The sequence below is a fragment of the Streptomyces sp. NPDC085481 genome, from assembly GCF_044541845.1.
GTDB lineage: Bacteria > Actinomycetota > Actinomycetes > Streptomycetales > Streptomycetaceae > Streptomyces.
Genome location: NZ_JBITTJ010000001.1, coordinates 1,011,420 through 1,033,501 on the forward strand (window position 1 = coordinate 1,011,420; position 22,082 = coordinate 1,033,501).

Consider the following 22,082-nt stretch of genomic DNA (forward strand, 5'->3'; position numbering starts at 1 on the left):
CGGCGAGTCCGTCGGCGCGTCTTTCGGTCGCGTCAGACGAGGATCCCCGCCATGACCGGGGCCGGTCGCGGCCGGACCCAGCCCCCCGTCGCCTGCGCCGGCACCCGGGGCAGGCCGGAGCCCCGTACGGTCAGGACCGAGCGGTGGAGCCGGCGCAGTCGCGCGGAGGGCTCCCGGCCGCCGTCCCGCTGAAGGCCGGCGCAGAGCCTGCGGTAGGCCTCCAGGGCGTCGTCCGCGCGCCCGGAGCGCAGCAGGGCGACCATGAACTGGCCGTGCAGCGACTCGTCGGCGGGGTGCCGGGCGGCGAGTACGGCGAGTTCGGGGACCATCTCGACATGACGGCCGAGCCCCAACTGGGCCTCGATCCACTGGTCGAGCACGCTGAGCCGGGAGGCTTCGAGGCGCTCGGCCTCCGCGCGCAGCCGCGGTCCGGCGTCGACGCCCGCGTACGGCTCGCCGCGCCACAGGGCGAGGGCCTCGCCGAGGCGGAGCGCGGCGCGCTGCAGATCGCCCGCCTCCATGGCGCGGTATCCCGCGCCGGCGGCACGCTCGAACTGCCAGACGTCATGGGAGCCGCCACCGGTGTCGAGCCGGTAGCCGCCGGACTGCGCGGCGAGCACGGTCTCGGCGGTACGGCCGTCGGCCGGCGCGCCGGTCCGGCCGCCGGGCAGTGCAGCGCCGATCAGGTTCCGCAGACCGAGGACGTGCGAGTGGAGTTCGACCCGCGCGCCGCGCGGCGCGCCGGACGGCCACATCTCCTCCATGAGGACGCTGGCGGGTACGACCTGATCGGCGCTTGCGGCGAGCAGGGCGAGCAGTTGTCGCGGCGCGGCGGCGGTCGGGGTGATCGACACCCCGTTCTCGCGTACCGACAGCCCTCCCAGGATCCGGACGTCCACCTTGCCCCCTCAGTGTCTGTGCACGGGATGACCCTGGACGATTAGAAAAGAGACCGCGGTGCATGTCAATAAGAAACCGGACGGTACGGAATCCCCGGGCCCAAAGGACGGCACTTTCGCCCTTTTTCACCCCGTATGCGTTCGTCAACGAGCTGTCAACGAGCAGGTAAACGTACCCCCGGATCCAGTTACTGGACCCGGGGGTATGATTTGGGGATCGATTTCAGGCAGAGGTGCGGGCGGCTTCTGGCCAGGCCATCGCGAAAACAGGCAAGACGGTCTGTTTGTCTTGCCCGGAGGCTTCCCTAGGAGACGCCGTCCGACACCCCGAGCGCGCGGGCTCCGCGGCCGGGCTCCAGGTCGAGCATGGTCAGCACGGCGGGCACGACGATGCTCGGCAATAAGTGTTGGTAGAGCGTGGAGGCCCAGCGCTCCATCGACATCCGGTCACCCTCGAGCGCATGGGTCATCAGGTTGAGCCCCGCGTAGGCACCCACGAAGAGCGGGGCGACCTCCGCCGGGTCGGCGTGCGGGAGCAGTTCGCCCGCCTCCTTGGCGGCGTCGAGCAGCCGCCGGCCGATCTCGGTCCACTCCCGGTACGGCCCGCTGCGGTTGAGCTCGTGCCCGCCCTGGTCGAGGGTGAGCCGTACGCTGCCGCGCAGCACCCTGTCGCGCGTCAGCTGGTGCGCGAACACCATGCCGACGTCGACGAACTCCTGCACCTTGGAGATCTGCGGCGGCGCCGTGGGCACGACCGACACCTGGGCGTCGATCACCGCGTGCGCGAGGTCTTCCTTGGAGTCGAAGTGGAAGTAGAGCGCGCCCTTGGTCACCTGGGCGAGCTCGAGGATGTCGGAGAGCTTGGCGGCCTCGTAGCCCCGCTCGTCGAAGACGGCCGCGGCCGCCTCCAGGATCGCCTGACGGGTGCGGATCGCCCGATCCTGCTTCGCCATGGGAGTCACGTCCCTCTCATCGCCCGAACCGGCATCCCGGTGGCCCGAGAAAACAAACCTGGGGGTACCAATTTTCCGGCAGCTGGAAGATACCCGAAGCCCTGTCGGCAGTGAACCAGAGAGTCTCACCAAGCGGATCTGCAGTGCTCTGACCTGCACTGATCCTAACCCTCCCGCTCCACAGAACGTCAGGTCCGGACGGTCCGCCGGATCCGGCGGACCGTCAACGTCACTCAGGGCGACGGGAAAACCGACCTCTCGGTCGCCAAGGACCCGCCGCCGGGGTCAGGAGGTGACGACCGCGGACGCGGTGAGCAGCCCGAAGGAGGCGAGGATCAGCAGGGTGCGGATGCGGTGGAAGCCGTTCCAGCGCTTCTCGAAGGCCGCCCGCACCGCGGCCGCCGGCTCGTCGGCCGGCTCGGACGCCGCCAGGGCGTTGTTGAGCGGGATGTTCCCGCCCGCCGTGACGACGTGGTTGAGGACGGCGCACACGAGCCCCGCCAGGACCAGCCACTTCTGGGTGTCCGTCCGCCCGTCGACAGGGACGAACAGGGCGGCCGCCGGGAAGGCGACGAGCCCGAAGAAGACCAGCAGGAACACCGGCTTCGGCACGCACTCGTTGATCCGCCGCATCGCGTGGACGAACTCCTCGTCCGACAACCGGGCGAGCGCGGGCATGATGCCGGTCTGGAAGATCAGCATGAACCCGGCGTAGAGGCCGGTGGAGACGATGGCGAGGGCGAGCAGCAGGGCGGGCATGGGCTCCATGATGACGGATCACCCCGCGTACGGGTCGGCCGAACCGCCCAAGCCGTCGGCCTGGCGGATCGCCTCGGCCAGCTCCCGCACCGACGCCGAGCGGGCCCGCTCGGCCAGGGCGGAGGCGCGGGCGGCCAGGCTCGACAGGGCGGGCGCACCGGGCAGTTCACCGCCGCGCAGCCGGTCGGCGAAGTAGGCGGCGATGGCGGTCAGCTGGAGGCTGTCGTGGCCCGCTCCCCAGATCGGGGCGGTGAGCGCGCCGGAGTCCACCGAGCCGGACCGCTCGTGCGGGGCACGGCTGGCGGGGTCGAGCCAGCGGACCGTGGCCGTGGCGACCCGCCCGCTGCTCCCGGGGCGCAGCCTGACGGCGTACAGCGCGGTCACCGTGTGCCCGGCGCCGATCTCGCCGCCGTCGACGCGGTCGTCACGGAAGTCCTCGTCGGCGACCTTGCGGTCGTCGTAGCCGATGAGCCGGAAGCTCTCCACGGTCTTCGGGTCGAAGGCGACCTGCGCCTTGGCGTCGCGGGCGCGCAGTTCGATGTGGCCGGGGAGCTGGTCGACGAAGACCTTGCGGGCCTGTTCGGGGGTGGAGACGTACGTGGTGTGGCCGTCGCCCTTGTCGGCGAGGCGCTCCATGAAGTCGTCGCCGTACTCGCTGCCGACACCGACGCCGAAGAGGGTGATCCCGTAGTCCCTGCGCTCCTCGTCGATCCGCTCCAGGATGCCCGCCGCGTCGGTGTCGCCGGTGTTGGCGAGCGCGTCGGAGAGCAGCACGACCCGGTTGGTGGCGCCCTCGCGGCGCCCCTCGACGGCCACGTCGTAGCCGGTGCGGACGCCCGCCTCGACGTTGGTGGAGGAGCTGGTCTCCAGGGCGTCGACGGCCTGGTGGAGGCGCTCGCGGTTTCCGCCGACGCGGGTCATGGGCAGCCGGGTCTCGGCCTCGGAACTGAAGGTGACGAGGGCGATGGAGTCGTCGTCGCGCAGGCGGTCGGCGAGCAGGCCGAGGGACTCCTTGACGAGGTCGAGCCTGCCGGGCTCGCCCATGGACCCGGAGACGTCCACGACGAACGTGAGGGCGGCGGGCGGCCGTTCGCCCTCGCTGGGCCGGGTGGCGAGCCCGACCCGCACCAGCGACCAGCCGTCGGCGTCGGAGCGGGCGCCGTCGACGGTGACGCTGAAGCCGTTGTCCCGCGGCCGCGGGTAGTCGGGCTTGAAGCTGTTGACGAACTCCTCGGGCCGTACGGTCTTCGGCTCGGGCAGCCGGCCCTCGGCGAGGGTGCGGCGGGCGTAGCCGTACGAGGCGGTGTCGACGTCCAGGGCGAACGTGGACAGCCGGTCGGCGGCTTCGGGCGCACCGGACGGCCGCCGCCCGTCGGGTGCGGGCGCGGGTCCGGCGTCGGGCACCGCGTGATCGGCACTGGTCTGCCTGGTGCCGTTCTCGCCCCCCGCGCAGCCGGTGAGCACGAGTACACCGGCGAGCAGTCCGGCGAACGCCGCTGCGGCTTTCCGTGACTCCATGACATCTCCCCCTCGTAGTAACGCACTTGTGAATGTGACGTCCGAGCAGGCCGGAAGGAGCAGACGAAGGAGTTGCGGATGGATCTCAATGCGGCAACGGCGGCGGGGGCGGGCTGCCGTGGCAGGGACTCGCCATCCTTGTCAACAGGGGTTGTCACCGTGTGCAGTCGCATGCGTACATGGAGTGGCACACGTACGGGCGGGGGTGGTCACCGGTGGCAGACACTGCGGGCTCCGTGATGCTCGCCCGTTCGGCGATGGGCCGTGCCGGTCCCGAGCTGCAACGGCCTCCGGGGCGTCCGGTCCGCGGCACGCGCCGGGTCAGCGCCGCGCTCGCGGGGCTCGCCGCCTCGGCCCGGCACGAGCTGCTGACCTTCGACGACCCGGCCGCCTCCGCGACCCGCGCGATCCCCGAGCCGTTCCTGGAGCTGGCAGGAGCGTGCATGCGCGCGGCGGCGGAGCGGGCCGACGAAGTGCGCCGGATCGTGCCCCGCCACGCCCTCCCCCAGGTGGCGGACGCGATCCGGATGCCGGGCCGGGCCAGGGTCGCCGACTCCATCCCGTTCAAGATGATCGTCGTCGACCGCACGGTCGCCGCCGTCCCCCTCGACCTGGAGCTCCACTACAACGGCCTGCTCCTCATCCGCGACCCCGTCGTGGTCCAGGCCCTGGTCCGCGCCCACCACGCCTGCTGGGACACCGGCCAGGAACTCGCGGGCCTCACCGCCCCCTCCCGCGACCTCCCCCCACAACTCCGCCCCGTCCTCGACGCCCTCCTCGCCGGCCTCACCGACGAGACCGCCGCGACCCGCCTGGGCATGTCCCCCCGCACGTACAGCCGCCGCGTGGGCGAACTGATGGCCGCGCTAGGCACGACGAGCCGCTTCCGCGCGGGGGCGGAAGCGGCTCGGAGGGGGTGGGTGTGACGGGGTGGGTGTGATGCCGCACGGACCGGGCCCTAGGAAACGATGTCCTTGCGGGCGAAGCCCCTGAAGGCGAGGGCGAAGAGGATCAGGGCGTACGTGACGGAGATGGCGGCGCCCTTGGCCATTCCGGGCCATTCCAGTTGGGGCTGGAGGGCGTCGGCCCAGGCGAATTGCCAGTGGGCCGGGAGGAAGGCGCGCCAGTCGCCGAGGGCGGTGACCGCGTCGAGGACGTTGCCGATGATGGTGAGGCCGACGGCGCCGCCGACCGCGCCGAGCGGGGCGTCGGTGCGGGTGGAGAGCCAGAAGGCGAGGCCCGCGGTGACGAGTTGGGACACGAAGACGAAGGCGACCGCGATGCCGAGGCGCAGGAGGGAGTCGCCGGCCGGGAGGGAGCCGCCCGTGGGGAGCCTCAAGGGGCCCCAGCCGTAGGCGACGGTGCCGGCGGCGAGGGCGACCAGGGGCAGCAGGAGCATCGCGGTGGCGCTGAGGCCGAGGCCCACGGCGAGCTTGGACCACAGGAGGCGGGCGCGCGGGACGGGGGCGGCGAGGAGGTAGCGCAGGGAGGACCAGCTGGCCTCCGAGGCGACCGTGTCGCCGCAGAACAGCGCCACCGGGATCACGAGCAGGAAGCCCGCGGAGACGAAGAGGCAGGTCGCCGCGAAGTTGGCGCCGGAGGCGGTCGCCGTGTCCATCAGGGTGATCCGGCCGTTCTCCCGGCCGTCCGGGCCGCCGCCGATCGCGAAGGCGGCGATCAGGATGAAGGGGAGGGCGGCCAGGATCGCGCCCATGACCAGGGTGCGGCGGCGCTTCAGCTGGCGTACCGCCTCCACGCGCAGCGGCAGGGTGCGGCCCGGCGCGTAGCCGGGCGCCACAGGAGCGGCGGCGGTCATGCGGTCTCTCCGATCAGGGTCAGGAACGCGTCTTCCAGGCGCCGGTGCGGTCCCACGCCGGTCACGGGCACGTCCAGGCGGACGAGTTCGCCGATCAGAGCGGTGGGGCTCGCGCCGTCGAGCCGTACGAGCAGGCCGTTGTCGGTGCGTACGGCGGAGGCGATGCCCTCCACGGCGGCGAGCTTGTCCACGAGCGCGTCCGGGACGGGCGCGCCGAGGGAGACGAGGAGGGTGTCGCCGGAGCCGGTGATCTCCTCGACCGGGCCCGCCTGCACGAGGCCGCCGCGGTCCATCACCACGAGGTGGGTGCAGGACTGTTCGACCTCGGCGAGGAGGTGGCTGGAGACGATGACGGTCCGGCCCCCGGCCGCGTAACGGATCATCACCTCGCGCATCTCCCGGATCTGCGGGGGGTCGAGGCCGTTGGTCGGCTCGTCCAGGATCAGCAGGTCCGGCAGGCCGAGCATGGCCTGGGCGATGGCGAGCCGCTGTCGCATGCCCTGCGAGTAGGTGCGGACCGCGCGCTCGAGGGCGCCGCCCAGGTTGGCGATCCGCAGGGCCTCGTCGACATGGGCGTCCTCGGCGGGGCGGCCGGTGGCGCGCCAGTACAGATCCAGGTTCTCGCGGCCGGACAGGTGCGGCAGGAAGCCCGCGCCCTCGACGAAGGCGCCCACCCGGGAGAGCACCGGGGCGCCCGGCCGGATCGCCTGCCCGAAGACCCTGATCTCACCCTCGTCGGGGGTGATCAGGCCCATCAGCATGCGCAGGGTGGTGGTCTTTCCGGCGCCGTTGGGGCCGAGCAGGCCGAGGACCTGGCCCTGTTCGACGCGGAAGGAGAGCTCGCGGACGCTGTACCGGTCGCCGCCCTTGTACTTCTTGCTGAGGCCGGTGATCTGGAGCGGGACGTCCGCGAGCGACGGGTCGGAAGCGGGCGCCGCCGTCCTGCGCCGGGCCGTCAGCAGCAGCAGACCCGCCACGACCAGGCCGGCGAGCGGGAGGCCCCACACCCACCACGGCAGCCCGGCCGCCTGGGTGGTCACGGCGGGTGCGGTCGGCACGGTCAGCAGGCTCTCGACGGCGACGGTGTACGTGGCGGGGGCGGCCGGCGAGGCGTAGCCGAGGTCCGTGGCCGCGAGGACGAGGCGCAGCCGGTGGCCGGCCTCCACCTCGTGGTCCACGGCGGGCAGGGTGAGGTCGACGGCCTTGCCCTTGGCGGCGTCGTCCACGCGTACGGGGGTGACGAGCTGGGCGGGCAGCACCTGTTGCCGGCCGTCCGGCCCCACGTCGTACACCTTGGCGAAGAGGACGGCCGAGCCGTCGGCCGCCGTGGAGGTGACCTTGACGCGGACGGTCGGGGAGCCGGTGACGCGGACCGGCCGGGTCTGCGGCCGGGCGTCGAACGCGGCGAACTGGCCGGGGAAGTCGAGGGACAGGCCCACGCCGAGCGAGGAGAGCTGCGAGAGGCCGCCGCCGACGCCGGGGACGGCGGAGATGGCGGGCGGGCTGGCGCCGGCGGGGTTGGTGAAGGACTGCGGGCGGCCGCCGAGGGTCACGGAGACGGGCCCGGCGGCGAGGCCGGGGTAGCGGTCGGCGGTGGCACCGCGGAGGGTGGCCTGGCCGTCGGTGGAGTCGACGCCTCCGGTACGGCTGACGCGGAAGGCGGGCCCGGTGTCGACGGAGGTGTCCCGCTTGAGGTGGCGGTCGAACCAGGTGGTGACGCGCCGCTCGACGCGGTCGGTCTCGCGGTCGCCGCCGTCGTGGCCGCCCACCGTCCAGTCCACGGCGACCGGGGCGCCGTTGGCGGCGATGGTCCTGGCCATGGCATCGGACTGGGCGAGGGTGAAGAGCGAGTCGGACTGGCCCTGGACGATCAGCGCGGGCACCTTGATGCGGGCGCCGACGGCCGAGGGGCTGCGGGCCTCCAGGAGATCGCGGGCGGCCGCGTCGGGCTTTCCGGAGACGGCGACGCGCTGGTTGAGGGCGCACACCTCGGGGCTGAAGCGGCCGCAGGCACCGGCCCCGTCCGTCGCTCCCGCGGAGAAGAAGATGCCGGCCCACAGCTTCTTGAAGACGCCGTTCGGGAACAGCGCGTCGGCGAGGTTCCAGTACGTGATCTGCGGGGCGACGGCGTCCACGCGCGGGTCGTACCCGGCCGCGAGCAGCGAGATCGCGCCGCCGTACGAGGCTCCGGTGACGCCGACCCGCGGGTCGCCCGCCTTGTCGAGCAGCACGTCGGGCCGGCCGGCGAGCCAGTCGACGAGGCCGCGGACGTCCTCGACCTCGCGGTCCGGGTCGTTGAGCCCGATCTGCCCGGTGGAGGCGCCGAAGCCGCGGGCGGACCAGGTCAGCACGGCGTATCCGTCGCGGGCGAGTCGTTCGGCCTGGGCGCGGACGTCGTCCTTGGAGCCGCCGAAACCGTGGCCGACGAGGACGGCGGGCCGGCGGCCCGGGCCCCCGGAGGTGAAGTACGAGGTGTCGATGCGTACCCCGTCGAGGTCGAGCATCCGGTCCGCGCGGTGCACGGCCGGTGGGTCGTCGGAGGCGACGGCGGTATAGGTACCGGCGCCACCTGCGAACACGGCGAGGACGGCGACGACCGCGGCCCACCGCGGAAGCCCCCTCCGGGGAAGTCGCAGCTGCATGGGTCGAGCCTAGGCGGAGGCAGGCCGCCGACTCCGCTGCCTCGGGGCGGAACTCGGCGGCCTTCCCAGGTCGTACGCGGCACATACCGCGTACACCAGCCGCGGTATGAGGTGAAGGAGCGGTGAGGGGACCGGACATCCTCTTGTACGACGCATGACAAGGCGGGAACCTGTGGCGCACCACACACCCTTACGTGCCGGTAACCCGGACAAACGGAAGGTCAGGTGCCCCACCACATGATCCGTACCCGCCGCCGCGCGATAGCGCTCGTCCCCGTCCTCGCGCTCGCCGCCGGACTGCAGTTCGCCGCCTCCCCCACCGCCCGGAGCGCCACCGTCGGCGACCTCCGCCTCGCCCCGGCCTCGCTCGCGGTCGACGACAGCTGGATCGTCGTCCTCAAGGACGGCTCCACCCGCGCCGCCGATCTGGGGGTGACGCCGAAGCACGAGTACCGCTCGGTCCTGAAGGGCTTCTCGGCCACGATGTCCCGCTCCAGGGCAGCCGCCCTGGCCGCCGACCCGCGGGTGGCGTACGTCGAGCAGAACGCGACCGTCAGGATCGCCGACACGCAGACCGGCGCGACCTGGGGGCTCGACCGGATCGACCAGCGGGACCTGCCGCTGTCGACCACGTACACGTACGACACCACCGCATCGAACGTCACCGCCTACATCATCGACACCGGAATCCGCACCTCCCACAGTGAGTTCGGCGGCCGGGCGAGTGTCGGCACGGACACCGTCGGCGGCGGGCAGAACGGCCAGGACTGCCAGGGCCACGGCACGCATGTGGCGGGCACGGTCGGCGGCGCGAAGTACGGCGTCGCCAAGGGCGCGAAGCTGGTGGCGGTCCGGGTCCTCGACTGCAACGGCTCCGGCACGACCGCCGGCGTCATCGCGGGCGTCGACTGGGTGACGGCCAACGCGGTCAAGCCGGCCGTCGCCAACATGAGCCTGGGCGGCGGGGCGAACACCTCGCTCGACGACGCGGTGAAGCGCTCGATCGCCTCGGGCGTCACGTACGCGATCGCCGCCGGCAACGGCAACTTCCTCGGCCTGCCGGCGAAGGCCTGCAACTACTCCCCGGCCCGCGTCCCCGAGGCGATCACGGTCGGCGCGACGGACTCCGCCGACAAGCGGGCCTCGTTCTCCAACTACGGCACGTGCGTGGACCTGTTCGCCCCGGGCGTCTCGATCACCTCGGCGTGGAAGGACGGCGACACGGCGACGAACACCATCTCGGGCACGTCGATGGCCACCCCGCACACGGCGGGCGTCGCGGCCCTCTACCTCGCCGCCCACCCGACGGCCACCCCGGCCCAGGTGAGCACCGCGCTGGTGGACAACGCCACGAGCGGCAAGGTCCAGGACCCGAGGACCGGCTCCCCGAACAAGCTCCTGCACTCGATCTGGTAGCCCACGCGGCTTCCCGACCGGTCCCGGGCCGTCACCGGCCCGGGGCGCAGACGGCCCGGGGCGCACCGGCCCGGGGCCTCAGAGCCAGCCGTTGCGCTTGAAGCCGCGGTGGATGAGGAAGCAGGCCGTCGCCATGACGGCGAGGACGAGCGGGTAGCCGTAGCGCCACTTCAGTTCCGGCATGTGGTCGAAGTTCATGCCGTACACGCCGCAGACCATGGTGGGCACGGCGACGATCGCGGCCCAGGCGGTGATCTTGCGCATGTCCTCGTTCTGCGCCACCGTCACCTGGGCGAGGTGGGCCTGGAGGATCGAGTCGATCAGGCCGTCGAAGGCGTTGATCTGCTCGGTGACGCGGGCGAGGTGGTCGGTGACGTCCCGGAAGTACGGCCGTATCGCAGGGTCGACGACCGGCGGCGGCTGGGTGGCCAGGGCCTCCAGGGGGCGGGCGAGGGGAACGGTGGCCCGCTTCAGTTCGAGGAGCTCGCGCTTGAGCTGGTAGATGCGGCCGGCGTCGGGCGGCGTCTTGGAGCGGGGGGCGAAGACCTCGGTCTCGACCTGCTCGATGTCGTTCTGGACGGCGTCCACGACCGCGAGGTAGTCGTCGACGACCTGGTCGGCGATGGCGTGCAGCACCGCCGACGGCCCCTGCGCGAGCTGCTCGGGCCCGGCTTCCAGGGCCTCGCGCAGCGGGCCGAGGGAGCCGTGGCGGCCGTGCCGGACGGTCACGACGAAGTCCGGGCCGGTGAAGACCATGATCTCGCCGGTGTCGACGACCTCACTCGTGGCCGTGAGCTCCTCGTGCTCGACGTAGGTGACGGTCTTGAACACCGCGAACAGCACGTCCCCGTACCGCTCCACCTTGGGCCGCTGATGGGCGTGGACCGCGTCCTCGACGGCGAGCGGGTGGAGGCCGAAGAGCTCGGCCACGCCCGCGAACTCCTTCTCGCTCGGCTCGTGCAGCCCCAGCCAGACGAAACCGCCGCCGCCGCGCTTACGGACCTGCCGTACACACTCCTCGACGCCGTCCGCACCCGGCTGCCGGCGGCCGTCGCGGTACACGACGCACTTCACCACGGTGCTGCCGAGCGGCGAGCGCGCGGGGTGGCTGAGGTCCACGCGACGCATGCGCCGGGCGAGACGGGCCATCCTGCGCAGGCCGCCGACCATAGACATACCGACTCCTTGGACGAAGGGGCGGCCAGTCTGCCATCAGGCACTCGGCACCAGTCGCCCGAGGATCCCTTCCCGCACCGCGTAGGGCCGCTCCTCGGGCAGCAGCCGCCCGGCCTCGTCCAGACGCTTCTCGCGCACCAGGCCGTGGATCTCCCGGGCGAGCGGCGTCACGTCCCGGATGCCGACCGTCCACTCGTCGGCGTAGCGCCGCGACGCCTCGCCGGCCAGCCCGAGCTGGAGCGAGCGGTACGGCAGCGGCCGCAGGTGCAGGTCGCGCTCGGGGTCCCACTGGACGCGGGCCGGCGAGCTCTTCAGCTCCCGCTGCCAGGTGGCCCGGTCGGGGTGGACGCCGCGCACGTAGTGGGAGAGGCAGGCGTTCGCCAGTGCCCATTCGAAGCCCTCGCGGGTGATCTCGACGGCGAGGACGGTCTCCTGACCGTCCTTCAGGCCCCAGCCGCAGCGGTACATCATCCACAGGAAAGAGGGCTTGATCCAGGTCATCCGCTCGCGCTTCCAGGCGGGCGGGAAGCGACCGTCACGGGCGGCCGGGAGGCCGAGGGAGGGCCTGTACGCCTGGTAGACGGTGATCGTCCCGGCGGTGTGCCGGGCGCGGATCTGGTGCTTGGGAGGAACGGACATGGCCCCCAGGGTGCGCGACGCGCGCCCCGGGGGCCAATCCGTTTTCGGCAGGCGGGCCGCTCGGCGGCTGCGGTCAGTGGTTGCGCGGGAAGCCCAGGTCGACGCCCGTCGGGGCCTCGGAGGGGTCCGGCCAGCGGGTCGTGACGACCTTGCCGCGGGTGTAGAAGTGGATGCCGTCGTTGCCGTAGATGTGGTGGTCGCCGAAGAGCGAGTCCTTCCAGCCACCGAAGGAGTGGTAGCCCACCGGCACCGGGATCGGCACGTTCACGCCGACCATGCCGGCCTCGATCTCCAGCTGGAAGCGGCGGGCCGCGCCGCCGTCGCGGGTGAAGATCGCGGTGCCGTTGCCGAACGGGGAGGCGTTGATGAGGGCTACGCCCTCCTCGTACGTCTCGGCGCGCAGCACGCACAGGACCGGGCCGAAGATCTCGTCCTGGTAGGCCTTGGCGGTGGTCGGCACGTGGTCCAGGAGGGACAGGCCGATCCAGTGGCCGTCCTCGAAGCCGTCGACGGTGTGGCCGGTGCCGTCCAGGACGACCTCGCAGCCCTCGTCCGCCGCACCGTGCACGTACGAGGCGACCTTGTCGCGGTGCACGGCCGTGATGAGCGGGCCCATCTCGGAGGTCGGGTCGTTGCCGGGGCCGATCTTGATCTTCTCGGCGCGCTCGCGGATCTTCTGCACCAGCTCGTCGCCGATCGCGCCCACCGCCACGACCGCGGAGATCGCCATGCAGCGCTCGCCGGCCGAGCCGTACGCCGCCGAGACCGCCGCGTCGGCCGCAGCGTCCAGGTCGGCGTCGGGCAGCACCAGCATGTGGTTCTTGGCGCCGCCGAGGGCCTGGACGCGCTTGCCGGCCGCCGAGGCCGTCGTGTGGATGTACCGCGCGATCGGGGTCGAGCCGACGAAGGAGATCGCGCTGACGTCCGGGTGCTCCAGGAGCCGGTCCACGGCCACCTTGTCGCCGTGCACGACGTTGAAGACGCCGTCCGGCAGGCCCGCCTCGGCGAGCAGCTCGGCGATCTTCAGGGACGGCGACGGGTCCTTCTCGCTCGGCTTGAGGATGAAGGTGTTGCCGCACGCGATGGCGAGCGGGAACATCCACATCGGCACCATCGCCGGGAAGTTGAACGGGGTGATGCCGGCCACCACGCCGACGGGCTGGCGGATCGCCGCCACGTCCACCCGGTTGGACACCTGGGTGGACAGCTCGCCCTTGAGCTGGGTGGTGATGCCGCAGGCCAGGTCCACGATCTCCAGACCGCGCGCGACCTCGCCGAGCGCGTCCGAGTGCACCTTGCCGTGCTCGGCGGTGATCAGCTCGGCGATCGCGTCGCGGTTGGCGTCGAGCAGGGCGCGGAAGCGGAAGAGGATCGTGGTGCGCTGGGCCAGCGAGGAGGTGCCCCAGGTCTGGTAGGCGGCCTTGGCGGCGGCGACCGCGGCGTCGACCTCGTCGACCGAGGCCAGCGCCACCTTCGTGGTGACGGCGCCGGTGGCCGGGTCGGTGACCGGGCCCCAGTTGCCCGACGTGCCCTCGACGCTCTTGCCACCGATCCAGTGGTTGACGGTCTTCGTCATGACGGAATGCTCCTTCTGGCTGTTACAGGTGGCGGCGTCGGGCGGTGACGTGCCGGTCGTACTCCTCGCGGGCCTTGACCGCCGACGGGCGGGTCGAGGTCTCGGCCACGGGCACATCCCACCACGCCTGGGCGGGGGGCGCGCCCGACACACTGTCTGCCGTTTCGGTCTCGACGTAGACACATGTGGGGACCGTGGCCTCTCGCGCGTCCGCGAGGGCTTCTCGCAGGTCACGCACGGTGCGGGCACGGAGCACCCGCAGGCCGAGGGAGGCGGCGTTGGCGGCCAGGTCGACGGGCAGCGGCTCCCCGGTGAAGGAGCCGTCGGGTGCCCGGAAGCGGTAGTCGGTGCCGAACCGCTCGGCGCCGACCGCCTCGGACAGGCCGCCGATCGACGCGTAGCCGTGGTTCTGGAGGATGACCACCTTGATGGGCAGCCTCTCCTGGACTGCGGTGACGATCTCGGTGGGATTCATCAGATACGTACCGTCGCCGACGAGCGCCCAGACCGGCCGGCCGGGTGCGGCGAGGGCGACGCCGATGGCGGCGGGGATCTCGTAGCCCATGCACGAGTAGCCGTATTCGACGTGGTACTGGTCGGTGGAGCGCGCCCGCCACAGCTTGTGGAGGTCGCCGGGGAGCGAGCCGGCCGCGTTGATCAGGATGTCGTCCCCGGTGACCAGGGTGTCGAGTGCGCCGAGGACCTGGACCTGGGTGGGGCGGGCGTCCTCGCTGTCAGGCGTGTACGCGGTGTCGGTCCGCTCCTGCCATTCCTGCTTGGAGAAGATCCACCGCTCGGGGTTGTGCCGCCCGCCTTGCCGATGTCCCCCGAGCGCCTCGCTCAGCGCGGTGAGTCCCTCCCGGGCGTCCGCGACGAGCGGCAGGGCGCTCTGCTTGTGGGCGTCGAAGCCGGTGATGTTGAGGTTGAGCAGCCGGGTGTCCGGGCGGAAGAGGGTGCCGGACGCGGTGGTGAAGTCGGTGTAGCGGGTGCCGACGCCGATGATCAGGTCGCTGGTGCGGGCGAGGGCGTTGGCGGTGGCGGTGCCGGTGTGTCCGATGCCGCCGACGTCGCAGGCGTGGTCGTACGGGAGGACGCCCTTGGCCGCCTGGGTGCTGGCGACGGGGAGGTCGGCCTGCTCGGCGAGGGTGCGCAGGGCGTCCTCGGCCGCGCTGTACCTGACCCCGCCACCGGCGATGACCAGCGGGCGCCTGGCGGCCCTGACCGCCCGTACCGCCGCGTCGAGTTCGGCCGCGTCGGGCCGCGGGCGGCGTACGGTCCAGGTCCGCTCGGCGAGGAACTCCTCGGGCCAGTCGTACGCCTCGGCCTGCACGTCCTGTGGCAGGGCGAGGGTGACGGCCCCGGTGTCGGCGGGGTCGGTGAGGACGCGTACGGCGGCGAGGGCGGCCGGGACGAGCGCCTCGGGGCGGGTGATCCGGTCGAAGTAGCGCGACACGGGGCGCAGGCAGTCGTTGACGGACACCTCGCCCGCGTACGGGACTTCGAGCTGCTGGAGGACGGGGTCGGCCGGGCGGGTGGCGAAGGTGTCGCCGGGCAGCAGGAGGACGGGCAGGCGGTTGATGGTGGCGAGGGCCGCGCCGGTGACGAGGTTGGTGGCGCCGGGGCCGATGGAGGTGGTCACGGCGTGCGCGCGCAGACGGTTGGACTGGCGGGCGTAGCCGACGGCCGCGTGCACCATGGCCTGCTCGTTGCGTCCCTGGTGGTACGGCATGAGGTCGGGGTACTCGACGAGCGCCTGGCCGATGCCGGCGACGTTGCCGTGGCCGAAGATGCCCCAGGTCGCGGTGATCAGCCGCTGCCGTACGCCGTCGCGTTCGGTGTGCTGCGCGGCGAGGAAACGCACCAGGGCCTGGGCGACGGTGAGCCGGACGCTCATGCGTATCCCTCCGTGTGGTCGGGGTGGAAGCAGATCCGCCACTCCCGTTCGGGGCCGGGGCCCGCCATGACGTTCAGGTAGTACAGCGGGTGTCCGGGCTGGGCGATGGACGGGCCGTGCCACCCGTCGGGTACGAGGACGGCGTCGCCGGTCCTGACCTCGGCGAGCAGCTCGGCGCCGCCGGGACGGGAGGGGGTGATCCGCTGGTAGCCGTAGCCGTGGCCGGGTGGGGCCGCGACCTCGTAGTAGTAGATCTCCTCCAGGACGGACTCCTCGCCGGGGCGGTGCTCGTCGTGCTTGTGCGGCGGGTAGGAGGACCAGTTGCCGCCGGGGGTGATCACCTCGACGGCGATCAGCCGGTCGCAGTCGAAGGAGCCGGCCGCGGCGAAGTTCCGTACCTCCCGGGAGCGGTTGCCGCTGCCGCGGGGCTCGACGGGAACCTCCGGCGCGGGGCCGTAGCGGGCGGGGAGTCGTCGCTCGCACTTCGCTCCTGCCAAAGCGAAGCGGCCTCCCGCACCGGAGGCGATCTGGGCGTGGGCGTCCCTGGGTACGTAGGCGAAGTCCGAAACCCCGTCGAACACGCTCGCGCGGCCCACGAGTTCGAGAATTTCCCCGTCGACGCGCACCGTACCCCCACCGGACAGGGGAAGCACCACCCATTCGCTGTTCCCTGTCCCGAACGTGTGGGTCCCGCCGGGCGGCAGGTCGAGCACGCGCAGCGAAGCGTGGCTCCAGCCGGCCTGCTCGGGGTCGATGTCGACGGCGTACGGGCCGCGGGCGGCCGACCCGGCCGGCAGGTGGAGGGAGCGGGTGGAGAGCATCGGGTCCATGGTCTGTGCCTACCCCTTGTCCAGCAGGCTCACCGCCGTGTCGACGGCGGCTGCCACGTCGCCGTCGGCCGGGTAGAGCAGCGAGCGGCCGACGACCAGACCGCGGACGGTGGGCAGCGCGAGCGCCTGGCGCCAGCGCTCGTACGCGGCCTGCTGGGCAGCCGGGCCGGGGCCCGGGTCGCCGCCGAGCAGGACGGCGGGCAGGGTCGAACTGGCCATCACCCGGGCCATGTCGTCCGGGTCCTCGGTGACGGGGACCTTCAGCCAGGTGTACGCGGAGCTGCCGCCCAGCCCGGAGGCGATCGCGAGAGAGGTGGTGACGGCCTCGGCGGACAGGTCGGTGCGCAGCGCCCCGTCGGCGTCGCGGCGGCACAGGAACGGTTCGACGAAGACGGGCAGCCGCAGCGCGGCCATGGCGTCGACCGCGCGGGCGGCGGAGTGCAGGGTGGTGAGCGAGCCGGGGTCGTCGGGGTCGATGCGGAGCAGCAGTTTCCCGGCGTCGAAGCCGAACCGGGCCAGGTCCTCGGGGCGGTGGCCGGTGAACCGGTCGTCCAGCTCGAACGCGGCGCCCGCGAGACCGCCCCGGTTCATGGAACCGACCGCGAGCCGGTCCTCCAGGGCGCCGAGCAGTAGCAGGTCGTCGAGGATGTCGGCGGAGCCGAGGACCCCGTCGACGCCGGGGCGCGAGAGCGCGAGCCGGAGCCGCGCGAGCAGATCGGCCCGGTTCGCCATCGCCTGCGGCCGTCCGCCGACCCCGAGCGCACCCCGCGCCGGATGGTCCGCGGCGACGATGAGCAGCCGCCCCCGCTCCCCCAGGAACGCCCGCCGGCGCCGCCGAGCGGCCGCCTCGGCTACGGCCCGCGGCCGCTCGGCCCGGACGGCGACGAGCCACTCGACGTCGACGGGGGCGAGCCGGGGCGGGGGCTGCACGGGCGCGAGCGACGCGGGCGGCGCGAGCGGGGGCAGCGCGGCGTCGGGGTGGGGGTCGGGGTCGGGCCGTGGCGTCGGTCGAGCGCCGGTCGGGCCGGTCATGGCGTGCGCTCCCCGCGGGATTCCGGGATCGACCCCGTGCCGGTCTCCAGGGCGAGGGTGATCTCCTCGTCGTACGGCATCGCGGGTGAGCAGGCGAGCCGGCCGGCGACGATCGCGCCCGCCGCGTTGGCGTACCGCAGGACGTGTTCCAGGTCCCAGCCGTCGAGCAGTCCGTGGGCGAGCGCGCCGCCGAACGCGTCGCCGGCGCCGAGGCCGTTGACCACGTCGACGGGCAGCGGCGGCACCTCGGCGCCGGTGCCGTCGGCGGCCAGCGCGAGGACGCCCTTGGGGCCCTGTTTGACCACGGCGAGCCGGGGGCCCGCGGCGAGCAGCGCCCGGGCGGCGGCGTACGGCTCGCGCTCGCCGGTGGCCACCTCGCACTCGTCGAGGTTGCCGACGGCGACCGTGGCGTGCCGCAGGGCCTCCCGGTAGAGCGCGGGAGCGTCCTGCGGCGCCTCCCACAGGGTGGGCCGCCAGTCCAGGTCGAACACGGTGAGCGCGTCCCGGGCGGCGCCTCCGGCCCGTTCCCGCAGCGCGCCGAGCGTGGCGGTGCGGCTGGGCTCGGCGCTGAGACCGGTGCCGGTCATCCAGAAGGCGCGGGCCGCGCGCAGGGCGGGCAGGTCCAGCTCGTGGGGGTGGATCTCCAGGTCGGGGGCCTTGGGGCGGCGGTAGAAGTGGATCGGGAAGTGGTCGGGCGGGAAGATCTCGCAGAAGGTGACCGGCGTGGGGTACTCCGCCACGTCCGTCACCCAGCGGTCGTCCACCCCGAACGCCCGTAGTTCGCGGTGGAGATAGACACCGAAGGGATCGGCCCCGGTGCGGCTGACGAGCGCGGTCCTGCGGCCCAGGCGCGCGGCGGCGACGGCGACGTTGGCCGGGGAGCCGCCGAGGAACTTCCCGAAGGTCTCGACCCGGCCCAGCTCCACCCCGGTCTGCAGCGGATAGAGGTCCACGCCGATGCGGCCCGTCGTGATCAGGTCGTACGGCTCCGCCGTCATGCCACGTCACCTCTCGCCCTCGGCCCCGCCCCCAGGTCTAGTAGTCGCCCGGGAACCCTGTCAACGGTATGTCCTTACATTCGGACGTGGCGGGCGGACGCGCGACGCAACAGCGGGCCGCCGCCGTATTGACGCCCCCGGAAGACCGCGGCCAAGGTGGCATTCATGACGAAACCGTCGCCGCTGTCCCGTATCCACATCGGCTCCGCCCCCGATTCCTGGGGCGTCTGGTTCCCGGACGACCCGCTGCAGGTGCCCTGGCAGCGCTTCCTCGACGAGGTGTCCGGCGCCGGCTACGAGTGGATCGAGCTCGGCCCGTACGGCTATCTGCCCACGGATCCGGCGGTCCTCGCCGAGGAGACCGGCCGGCGGGGCCTGAAGGTCTCCGCCGCGACCGTCTTCACCGGTCTCCACCGCGGTCCGGACGTCTGGGAGCGCACCTGGGCGCATGTGGCCGAGAACGCGGCCCTCGCCCAGGCGATGGGTGCGCGACATCTGGTGGTGATCCCCTCCTTCTGGCGCGACGACAAGACGGGCGAGGTCCTGGAGGACCGCACGCTCACGGCGCGGCAATGGCGCGATCTGGCCGGTCTGACCGAGCGGCTCGGCCAGGAGGTGAAGGAGCGCTACGGGCTGCGGATCGTCGTCCACCCGCATGCCGACACCCATATCGACACCGAGGAGAACGTCACCCGCTTCCTCGACGCCACCGACCCGGAGCACGTCTCGCTCTGTCTGGACACCGGGCACTACGCGTACTGCGGCGGGGACAGCGTCAAGCTGATCGAGACCTACGGGGAGCGGATCGGCTATCTCCACCTCAAGCAGGTCGACCCGAGGGTGCTGGCCCGGGTGGTCGCCGACGAGGTGCCGTTCGGCCCCGCTGTGGCGCAGGGCGTGATGTGCGAACCTCCGTCGGGAGTACCGGCCTTCGAGCCGGTCCTCGCGGCCGCCCAGGCCCTGGACGTGGACCTGTTCGCCATCGTGGAGCAGGACATGTACCCGTGCGAGCCGGACCGGCCCTACCCCATCGCGGTGCGCACCCGCGACTTCCTCCGCTCCTGCGGCGCCTGATGACGATGCATCACTTACGTCACATCCATCACCTCTTCGTCACGCATGTCTCTGTTACACGGGTTTTCCGTCACAGGCGTTCGACAGCCGCTCTCTTCCCGTCAGAAGGGGTCGTTGTCCGGGCACAGGCTCAGTGATCGCCAGTGATCGCCCGGCAGCTCCCCCGACGGCACCCCCGCCGCCGCTGCCGGGCACGCAGGAGAGGTGCCACGCATGACGGACAGAAGGCTCTGGTCGTACAAGGACATCGCCGCGCACATCAAGGTGCAGCCGGACACGGTCCGCTCCTACCGGAAGCACGGACTGCTGCCGACGCCCGACCACGTCGAGTCGGGCAAGCCGTACTGGTACCCGGACACCATCCGCATCTGGGTCGCGAACCGTCCCGGGAACCGGAGCCGCCGGGACTGACCTCTCCCCCGCCGCCATCCACAGGGCCCCGCACCGCGCATCCGTGGTGCGGGGCCCTCGGCGATGTCCCGTCAGGTCATCCCACGTGCTGCTTCTCGCGGGCGGCGGCGGGGTCCGGCGGCTCGGGTATCCCGCCCTCGCTGATGCCGAAGCGGTCGTGGAGGCGGCGCAGCGGCCCCGGCGCCCACCAGGTGAGGCGTCCGGTCAGCTTCATCACGGAGGGGACGAGCAGGCTGCGCACCACCATGGCGTCCATCAGGACCGCCAGGGCGACGCCGAGGCCCAGCATCTTGGTGTTGGTGACCCGGGAGGTGCCGATCGCCACCATGACCACGGCCAGGATGACGGCGGCCGCGGTGATGAGCCCGCCGGTGCGGCGCAGTCCGAACCGGACCGCGTGCTCGTGGTCGCCGGTGGCGTCGTACTCCTCCTTGATCCGGGAGAGCAGGAACACCCCGTAGTCCATGGAAAGTCCGAAGGCCACGCAGAACATCAGCACGGGCAGGGTCGTCTCGATGTCGCCGGTGGGGGTGAAGCCCAGGAGGCCGGCCAGATGGCCCTCCTGGAAGACCCAGACGACGGCGCCGAACATCGCGGTGAGGCTGAGTGCGTTGAGCAGGACCGCCTGGAGCGGGATCAGCAGGCTGCCGGTGAGCAGGAAGACGAGCACCAGGGTCACGACGACGATGATGGCGGCGGCCCAGGGCAGACGCTCCCCTATGGCGTCCTTGGAGTCGACGAGGACGGCGGCGGCTCCGGTCACGGAGGTGTCGAACGGGGCGGTCTCCGCTCGCAGTTCGGAGACCACGTGCTGGGCGCCGGCTCCGACGGTCTCGCCCTCGGGGACGACGGTGAAGTAGGCGTGGGTGCGCTCGCCGGCCGGGGAGGTGACCGGTCCGTCGACCCGGCCGACCCCGTCGATGGTGGCGATCCGGTCGCGGTAGGCCGCGTACTGCCCGGGGGTGGCCGAGCCTTCGGCGAGCACGGTGATGCCGCCGCCGGGGTTGCCGGCGAAGGCGTCCCGCAGCCGGTCCTGGACCACGCGGGACTCGGCGGTGGTGGGGAGCTGACGGTGGTCGGCGGTGCCGAACTTCACGCCGAGGAAGGGCAGTCCGAGGAGGACGAGCCCGGTGGCCGTGGCCACGGCGAACAGCGGCGCCCGCCGCATCACGAGACCCGCCGTGCGCGCCCAGCCGGCGCCGGTCTCCGGCTCGGCGGCCCCGCTCTCCCCCGCTGCGGCCCCGGCCTTGCGGCGCAGCAGCCTTCGCAGGTCAAGGGCGTTGACCCGGTCGCCGAGCAGCACGAGCGCCGCCGGCAGCAGGATCAGGGCGGCGGCCGCGGCGAGCAGGACGACCGCGATGCCGGCGTAGGCGAAGGAGCGCAGGAAGTACTGCGGGAAGACCATCATGGCGGCGAGCGAGACGGCGACGGTGAGGGCGGAGAAGAGCACGGTCCGCCCGGCGGTGCGCAGGGTGGTGGCGACGGCGGTCCTCGTGTCGGCGCCGGCGGCGAGCTCCTCGCGGAAGCGGCGGACCACGAACAGGGCGTAGTCGATGGCGAGTCCGAGTCCGAGGGCGGTGGTGAGGTTCTGCGCGAAGACGGAGACGTCGGTGAACTCGGTGAGGCCGCGCAGCACGGCGTTGGTGCCGAGGATGGCGACGATGCCGATGCCGAGCGGGAGCAGGGCGGCGATGGCGCTGCCGAAGACCATGACGAGCAGCACGAGGGTGATCGGCAGGGCGATCATCTCGGCCCTGAGCAGGTCCTCCTGGATGATCGTCTGCATCTCGTGGCGCACCGCGAGCGGTCCGCCCAGCGAGACCTCGACCGGCCCGTGGGAGCCGCGGAACTCGGGGGCGATGCGCTCGAGGGTCTCGCCGGCGGACTTCTCCTCGCCGTCGATCCGGGCGGAGATGACGGCCGTGCGGCCGTCTTCCGAGCGCAGGGCCGGCGAGCCGGTCTGCCAGTACGAGCCGACGCCGCCGACGCCGGGCTGGGCTTCGAGGCGCTCGGCGAGCCGCCCGGCCTCGGCGGCCACGGCCGGGGAGTCGACCCCGGCGGTGCCCGCGTCGACGAGCAGGAGCAGGTTGGGCTGCGAGGCGGGGAACTCCCGCTCCAGGACCTCCAGCGCGTAGGTGGACTCGGCGTCCGGGTCCTCCCAGCCGCCGCTGCCCATCCGGTCGCCGACGCCGCTGCCCGCGAGCACCGCGAGCGCGGTGATCACGAGCGCGACCAGCAAGGACAGGCGCGGCCTCGCCGTGACGAACCGGGTCCACCCCCCACCCCGGACGGGGGCTGGTTTCTTGACTTCGGCCATGACGCGGTGTCCCCTTCACCGTGACCCCGCGCTCGCTTCCCGGCAGGTCGCAGGGGTCGTCCATTGCCATAGACTGGCAAACACGAGTGATCGCTCGCGTTTCACAAGAATGCGAGCGATGTCTCGTGTTTG

18 protein-coding genes are annotated in these 22,082 nt (G+C 72.6%); 4 read left to right on the plus strand and 14 right to left on the minus strand.

Annotated features, from left to right (window positions below):
* Window positions 1-32 precede the first annotated feature (32 nt).
* The 4 genes from ACIGEZ_RS04665 to ACIGEZ_RS04680 form a co-directional block, all read right to left on the minus strand.
* The gene (locus ACIGEZ_RS04665) at window positions 33-899 is read right to left on the minus strand and encodes a BTAD domain-containing putative transcriptional regulator (RefSeq protein WP_399825604.1); all 867 of its coding nucleotides are present in this window, start codon (window positions 897-899) and stop codon (window positions 33-35) included.
* Window positions 900-1,204: 305 nt separating this feature from the next.
* Window positions 1,205-1,852, minus strand: a complete 648-nt coding sequence (locus ACIGEZ_RS04670) for a ScbR family autoregulator-binding transcription factor (RefSeq protein WP_399825607.1) — start codon at window positions 1,850-1,852, stop codon at window positions 1,205-1,207.
* A gap of 285 nt (window positions 1,853-2,137) precedes the next feature.
* Complete coding sequence (locus ACIGEZ_RS04675; RefSeq protein WP_399825609.1) at window positions 2,138-2,611, minus strand: DUF1772 domain-containing protein; 474 nt, start codon at window positions 2,609-2,611, stop codon at window positions 2,138-2,140.
* Window positions 2,612-2,629: 18 nt separating this feature from the next.
* Complete coding sequence (locus ACIGEZ_RS04680) at window positions 2,630-4,129, minus strand: von Willebrand factor type A domain-containing protein (protein WP_399825611.1); 1,500 nt, start codon at window positions 4,127-4,129, stop codon at window positions 2,630-2,632.
* Window positions 4,130-4,344: 215 nt separating this feature from the next.
* Here ACIGEZ_RS04680 and ACIGEZ_RS04685 point away from each other — a divergent pair, with 215 nt between their 5' ends.
* Window positions 4,345-5,055: a DNA-binding response regulator gene (locus ACIGEZ_RS04685; RefSeq protein ID WP_399825614.1), complete on the plus strand. Its 711-nt coding sequence runs from the start codon at window positions 4,345-4,347 to the stop codon at window positions 5,053-5,055.
* A 32-nt stretch (window positions 5,056-5,087) separates the two neighbouring features.
* Here the strand turns inward: ACIGEZ_RS04685 and ACIGEZ_RS04690 are convergent, their stop codons facing one another.
* Both ACIGEZ_RS04690 and ACIGEZ_RS04695 read right to left on the minus strand, forming a co-directional pair.
* Window positions 5,088-5,945, minus strand: coding sequence for an ABC transporter permease (locus ACIGEZ_RS04690; protein WP_399825617.1), 858 nt, complete (start codon window positions 5,943-5,945; stop codon window positions 5,088-5,090).
* Window positions 5,942-8,587, minus strand: coding sequence for an alpha/beta fold hydrolase (locus ACIGEZ_RS04695; RefSeq protein ID WP_399825619.1), 2,646 nt, complete (start codon window positions 8,585-8,587; stop codon window positions 5,942-5,944). Before ACIGEZ_RS04695 ends, ACIGEZ_RS04690 begins: the two co-directional genes overlap by 4 nt.
* Before the next feature lie 237 nt (window positions 8,588-8,824).
* Here ACIGEZ_RS04695 and ACIGEZ_RS04700 point away from each other — a divergent pair, with 237 nt between their 5' ends.
* Window positions 8,825-10,003, plus strand: coding sequence for a S8 family serine peptidase (locus tag ACIGEZ_RS04700; RefSeq protein ID WP_399825622.1), 1,179 nt, complete (start codon window positions 8,825-8,827; stop codon window positions 10,001-10,003).
* Between the two features lie 78 nt (window positions 10,004-10,081).
* Here ACIGEZ_RS04700 and ACIGEZ_RS04705 read toward each other — a convergent pair whose 3' ends face one another.
* The 7 genes from ACIGEZ_RS04705 to iolC all read right to left on the minus strand — a co-directional run bounded on the left by ACIGEZ_RS04705 (window position 10,082) and on the right by iolC (window position 18,148).
* Window positions 10,082-11,179, minus strand: coding sequence for a magnesium and cobalt transport protein CorA (locus ACIGEZ_RS04705; protein WP_399825625.1), 1,098 nt, complete (start codon window positions 11,177-11,179; stop codon window positions 10,082-10,084).
* A gap of 36 nt (window positions 11,180-11,215) precedes the next feature.
* Window positions 11,216-11,818: a DUF4291 domain-containing protein gene (locus ACIGEZ_RS04710; RefSeq protein ID WP_399825627.1), complete on the minus strand. Its 603-nt coding sequence runs from the start codon at window positions 11,816-11,818 to the stop codon at window positions 11,216-11,218.
* 73 nt (window positions 11,819-11,891) lie between these two features.
* Window positions 11,892-13,394 (minus strand): CoA-acylating methylmalonate-semialdehyde dehydrogenase, encoded by a 1,503-nt coding sequence (mmsA, locus tag ACIGEZ_RS04715; protein WP_399825630.1) that lies wholly within the window; start codon window positions 13,392-13,394, stop codon window positions 11,892-11,894.
* 22 nt (window positions 13,395-13,416) lie between these two features.
* Entirely contained in the window at window positions 13,417-15,288 is a 1,872-nt protein-coding gene (gene iolD / locus ACIGEZ_RS04720) for a 3D-(3,5/4)-trihydroxycyclohexane-1,2-dione acylhydrolase (decyclizing) (RefSeq protein ID WP_399825633.1), read from the minus strand.
* Window positions 15,285-16,109, minus strand: coding sequence for a 5-deoxy-glucuronate isomerase (gene iolB / locus ACIGEZ_RS04725; protein ID WP_399826225.1), 825 nt, complete (start codon window positions 16,107-16,109; stop codon window positions 15,285-15,287). Before iolB ends, iolD begins: the two co-directional genes overlap by 4 nt.
* Window positions 16,110-16,127: 18 nt before the next feature.
* Window positions 16,128-17,150 carry a deoxyribose-phosphate aldolase gene (locus ACIGEZ_RS04730; RefSeq protein ID WP_399825635.1) on the minus strand — a complete coding sequence of 341 codons (1,023 nt, stop codon included), beginning with the start codon at window positions 17,148-17,150 and terminating at the stop codon, window positions 16,128-16,130.
* Window positions 17,147-18,148, minus strand: a complete 1,002-nt coding sequence (gene iolC, locus ACIGEZ_RS04735) for a 5-dehydro-2-deoxygluconokinase (protein WP_399825637.1) — start codon at window positions 18,146-18,148, stop codon at window positions 17,147-17,149. The genes ACIGEZ_RS04730 and iolC overlap by 4 nt, the downstream gene beginning before the upstream one ends.
* 165 nt (window positions 18,149-18,313) lie before the next feature.
* Here iolC and ACIGEZ_RS04740 point away from each other — a divergent pair, with 165 nt between their 5' ends.
* Both ACIGEZ_RS04740 and ACIGEZ_RS04745 read left to right on the plus strand, forming a co-directional pair.
* Window positions 18,314-19,222: a sugar phosphate isomerase/epimerase family protein gene (locus tag ACIGEZ_RS04740; protein WP_399825640.1), complete on the plus strand. Its 909-nt coding sequence runs from the start codon at window positions 18,314-18,316 to the stop codon at window positions 19,220-19,222.
* A gap of 213 nt (window positions 19,223-19,435) precedes the next feature.
* Window positions 19,436-19,633, plus strand: a complete 198-nt coding sequence (locus ACIGEZ_RS04745) for a helix-turn-helix transcriptional regulator (protein WP_399825642.1) — start codon at window positions 19,436-19,438, stop codon at window positions 19,631-19,633.
* A 76-nt stretch (window positions 19,634-19,709) separates the two neighbouring features.
* On the opposite strand, the gene ACIGEZ_RS04750 is transcribed toward ACIGEZ_RS04745, so the two are convergent.
* Window positions 19,710-21,950 (minus strand): MMPL family transporter, encoded by a 2,241-nt coding sequence (locus ACIGEZ_RS04750; RefSeq protein WP_399825645.1) that lies wholly within the window; start codon window positions 21,948-21,950, stop codon window positions 19,710-19,712.
* Between the last annotated feature and the right edge of the window lie 132 nt (window positions 21,951-22,082).

Coding starts and splice junctions, on each gene's coding strand:
- iolB (WP_399826225.1), bottom strand. CDS start 16,109: ATGCTCTCCACCCGCTCCCTCCACCTGCCGGCCGGGTCGGCCGCCCGC.
- ACIGEZ_RS04700 (WP_399825622.1), top strand. CDS start 8,825: ATGATCCGTACCCGCCGCCGCGCGATAGCGCTCGTCCCCGTCCTCGCG.
- ACIGEZ_RS04710 (WP_399825627.1), bottom strand. CDS start 11,818: ATGTCCGTTCCTCCCAAGCACCAGATCCGCGCCCGGCACACCGCCGGG.
- ACIGEZ_RS04695 (WP_399825619.1), bottom strand. CDS start 8,587: ATGCAGCTGCGACTTCCCCGGAGGGGGCTTCCGCGGTGGGCCGCGGTC.
- ACIGEZ_RS04675 (WP_399825609.1), bottom strand. CDS start 2,611: ATGCCCGCCCTGCTGCTCGCCCTCGCCATCGTCTCCACCGGCCTCTAC.
- ACIGEZ_RS04670 (WP_399825607.1), bottom strand. CDS start 1,852: ATGGCGAAGCAGGATCGGGCGATCCGCACCCGTCAGGCGATCCTGGAG.
- ACIGEZ_RS04740 (WP_399825640.1), top strand. CDS start 18,314: ATGACGAAACCGTCGCCGCTGTCCCGTATCCACATCGGCTCCGCCCCC.
- iolD (WP_399825633.1), bottom strand. CDS start 15,288: ATGAGCGTCCGGCTCACCGTCGCCCAGGCCCTGGTGCGTTTCCTCGCC.
- mmsA (WP_399825630.1), bottom strand. CDS start 13,394: ATGACGAAGACCGTCAACCACTGGATCGGTGGCAAGAGCGTCGAGGGC.
- ACIGEZ_RS04680 (WP_399825611.1), bottom strand. CDS start 4,129: ATGGAGTCACGGAAAGCCGCAGCGGCGTTCGCCGGACTGCTCGCCGGT.
- iolC (WP_399825637.1), bottom strand. CDS start 18,148: ATGACGGCGGAGCCGTACGACCTGATCACGACGGGCCGCATCGGCGTG.
- ACIGEZ_RS04730 (WP_399825635.1), bottom strand. CDS start 17,150: ATGACCGGCCCGACCGGCGCTCGACCGACGCCACGGCCCGACCCCGAC.
- ACIGEZ_RS04745 (WP_399825642.1), top strand. CDS start 19,436: ATGACGGACAGAAGGCTCTGGTCGTACAAGGACATCGCCGCGCACATC.
- ACIGEZ_RS04750 (WP_399825645.1), bottom strand. CDS start 21,950: ATGGCCGAAGTCAAGAAACCAGCCCCCGTCCGGGGTGGGGGGTGGACC.
- ACIGEZ_RS04690 (WP_399825617.1), bottom strand. CDS start 5,945: ATGACCGCCGCCGCTCCTGTGGCGCCCGGCTACGCGCCGGGCCGCACC.
- ACIGEZ_RS04705 (WP_399825625.1), bottom strand. CDS start 11,179: ATGTCTATGGTCGGCGGCCTGCGCAGGATGGCCCGTCTCGCCCGGCGC.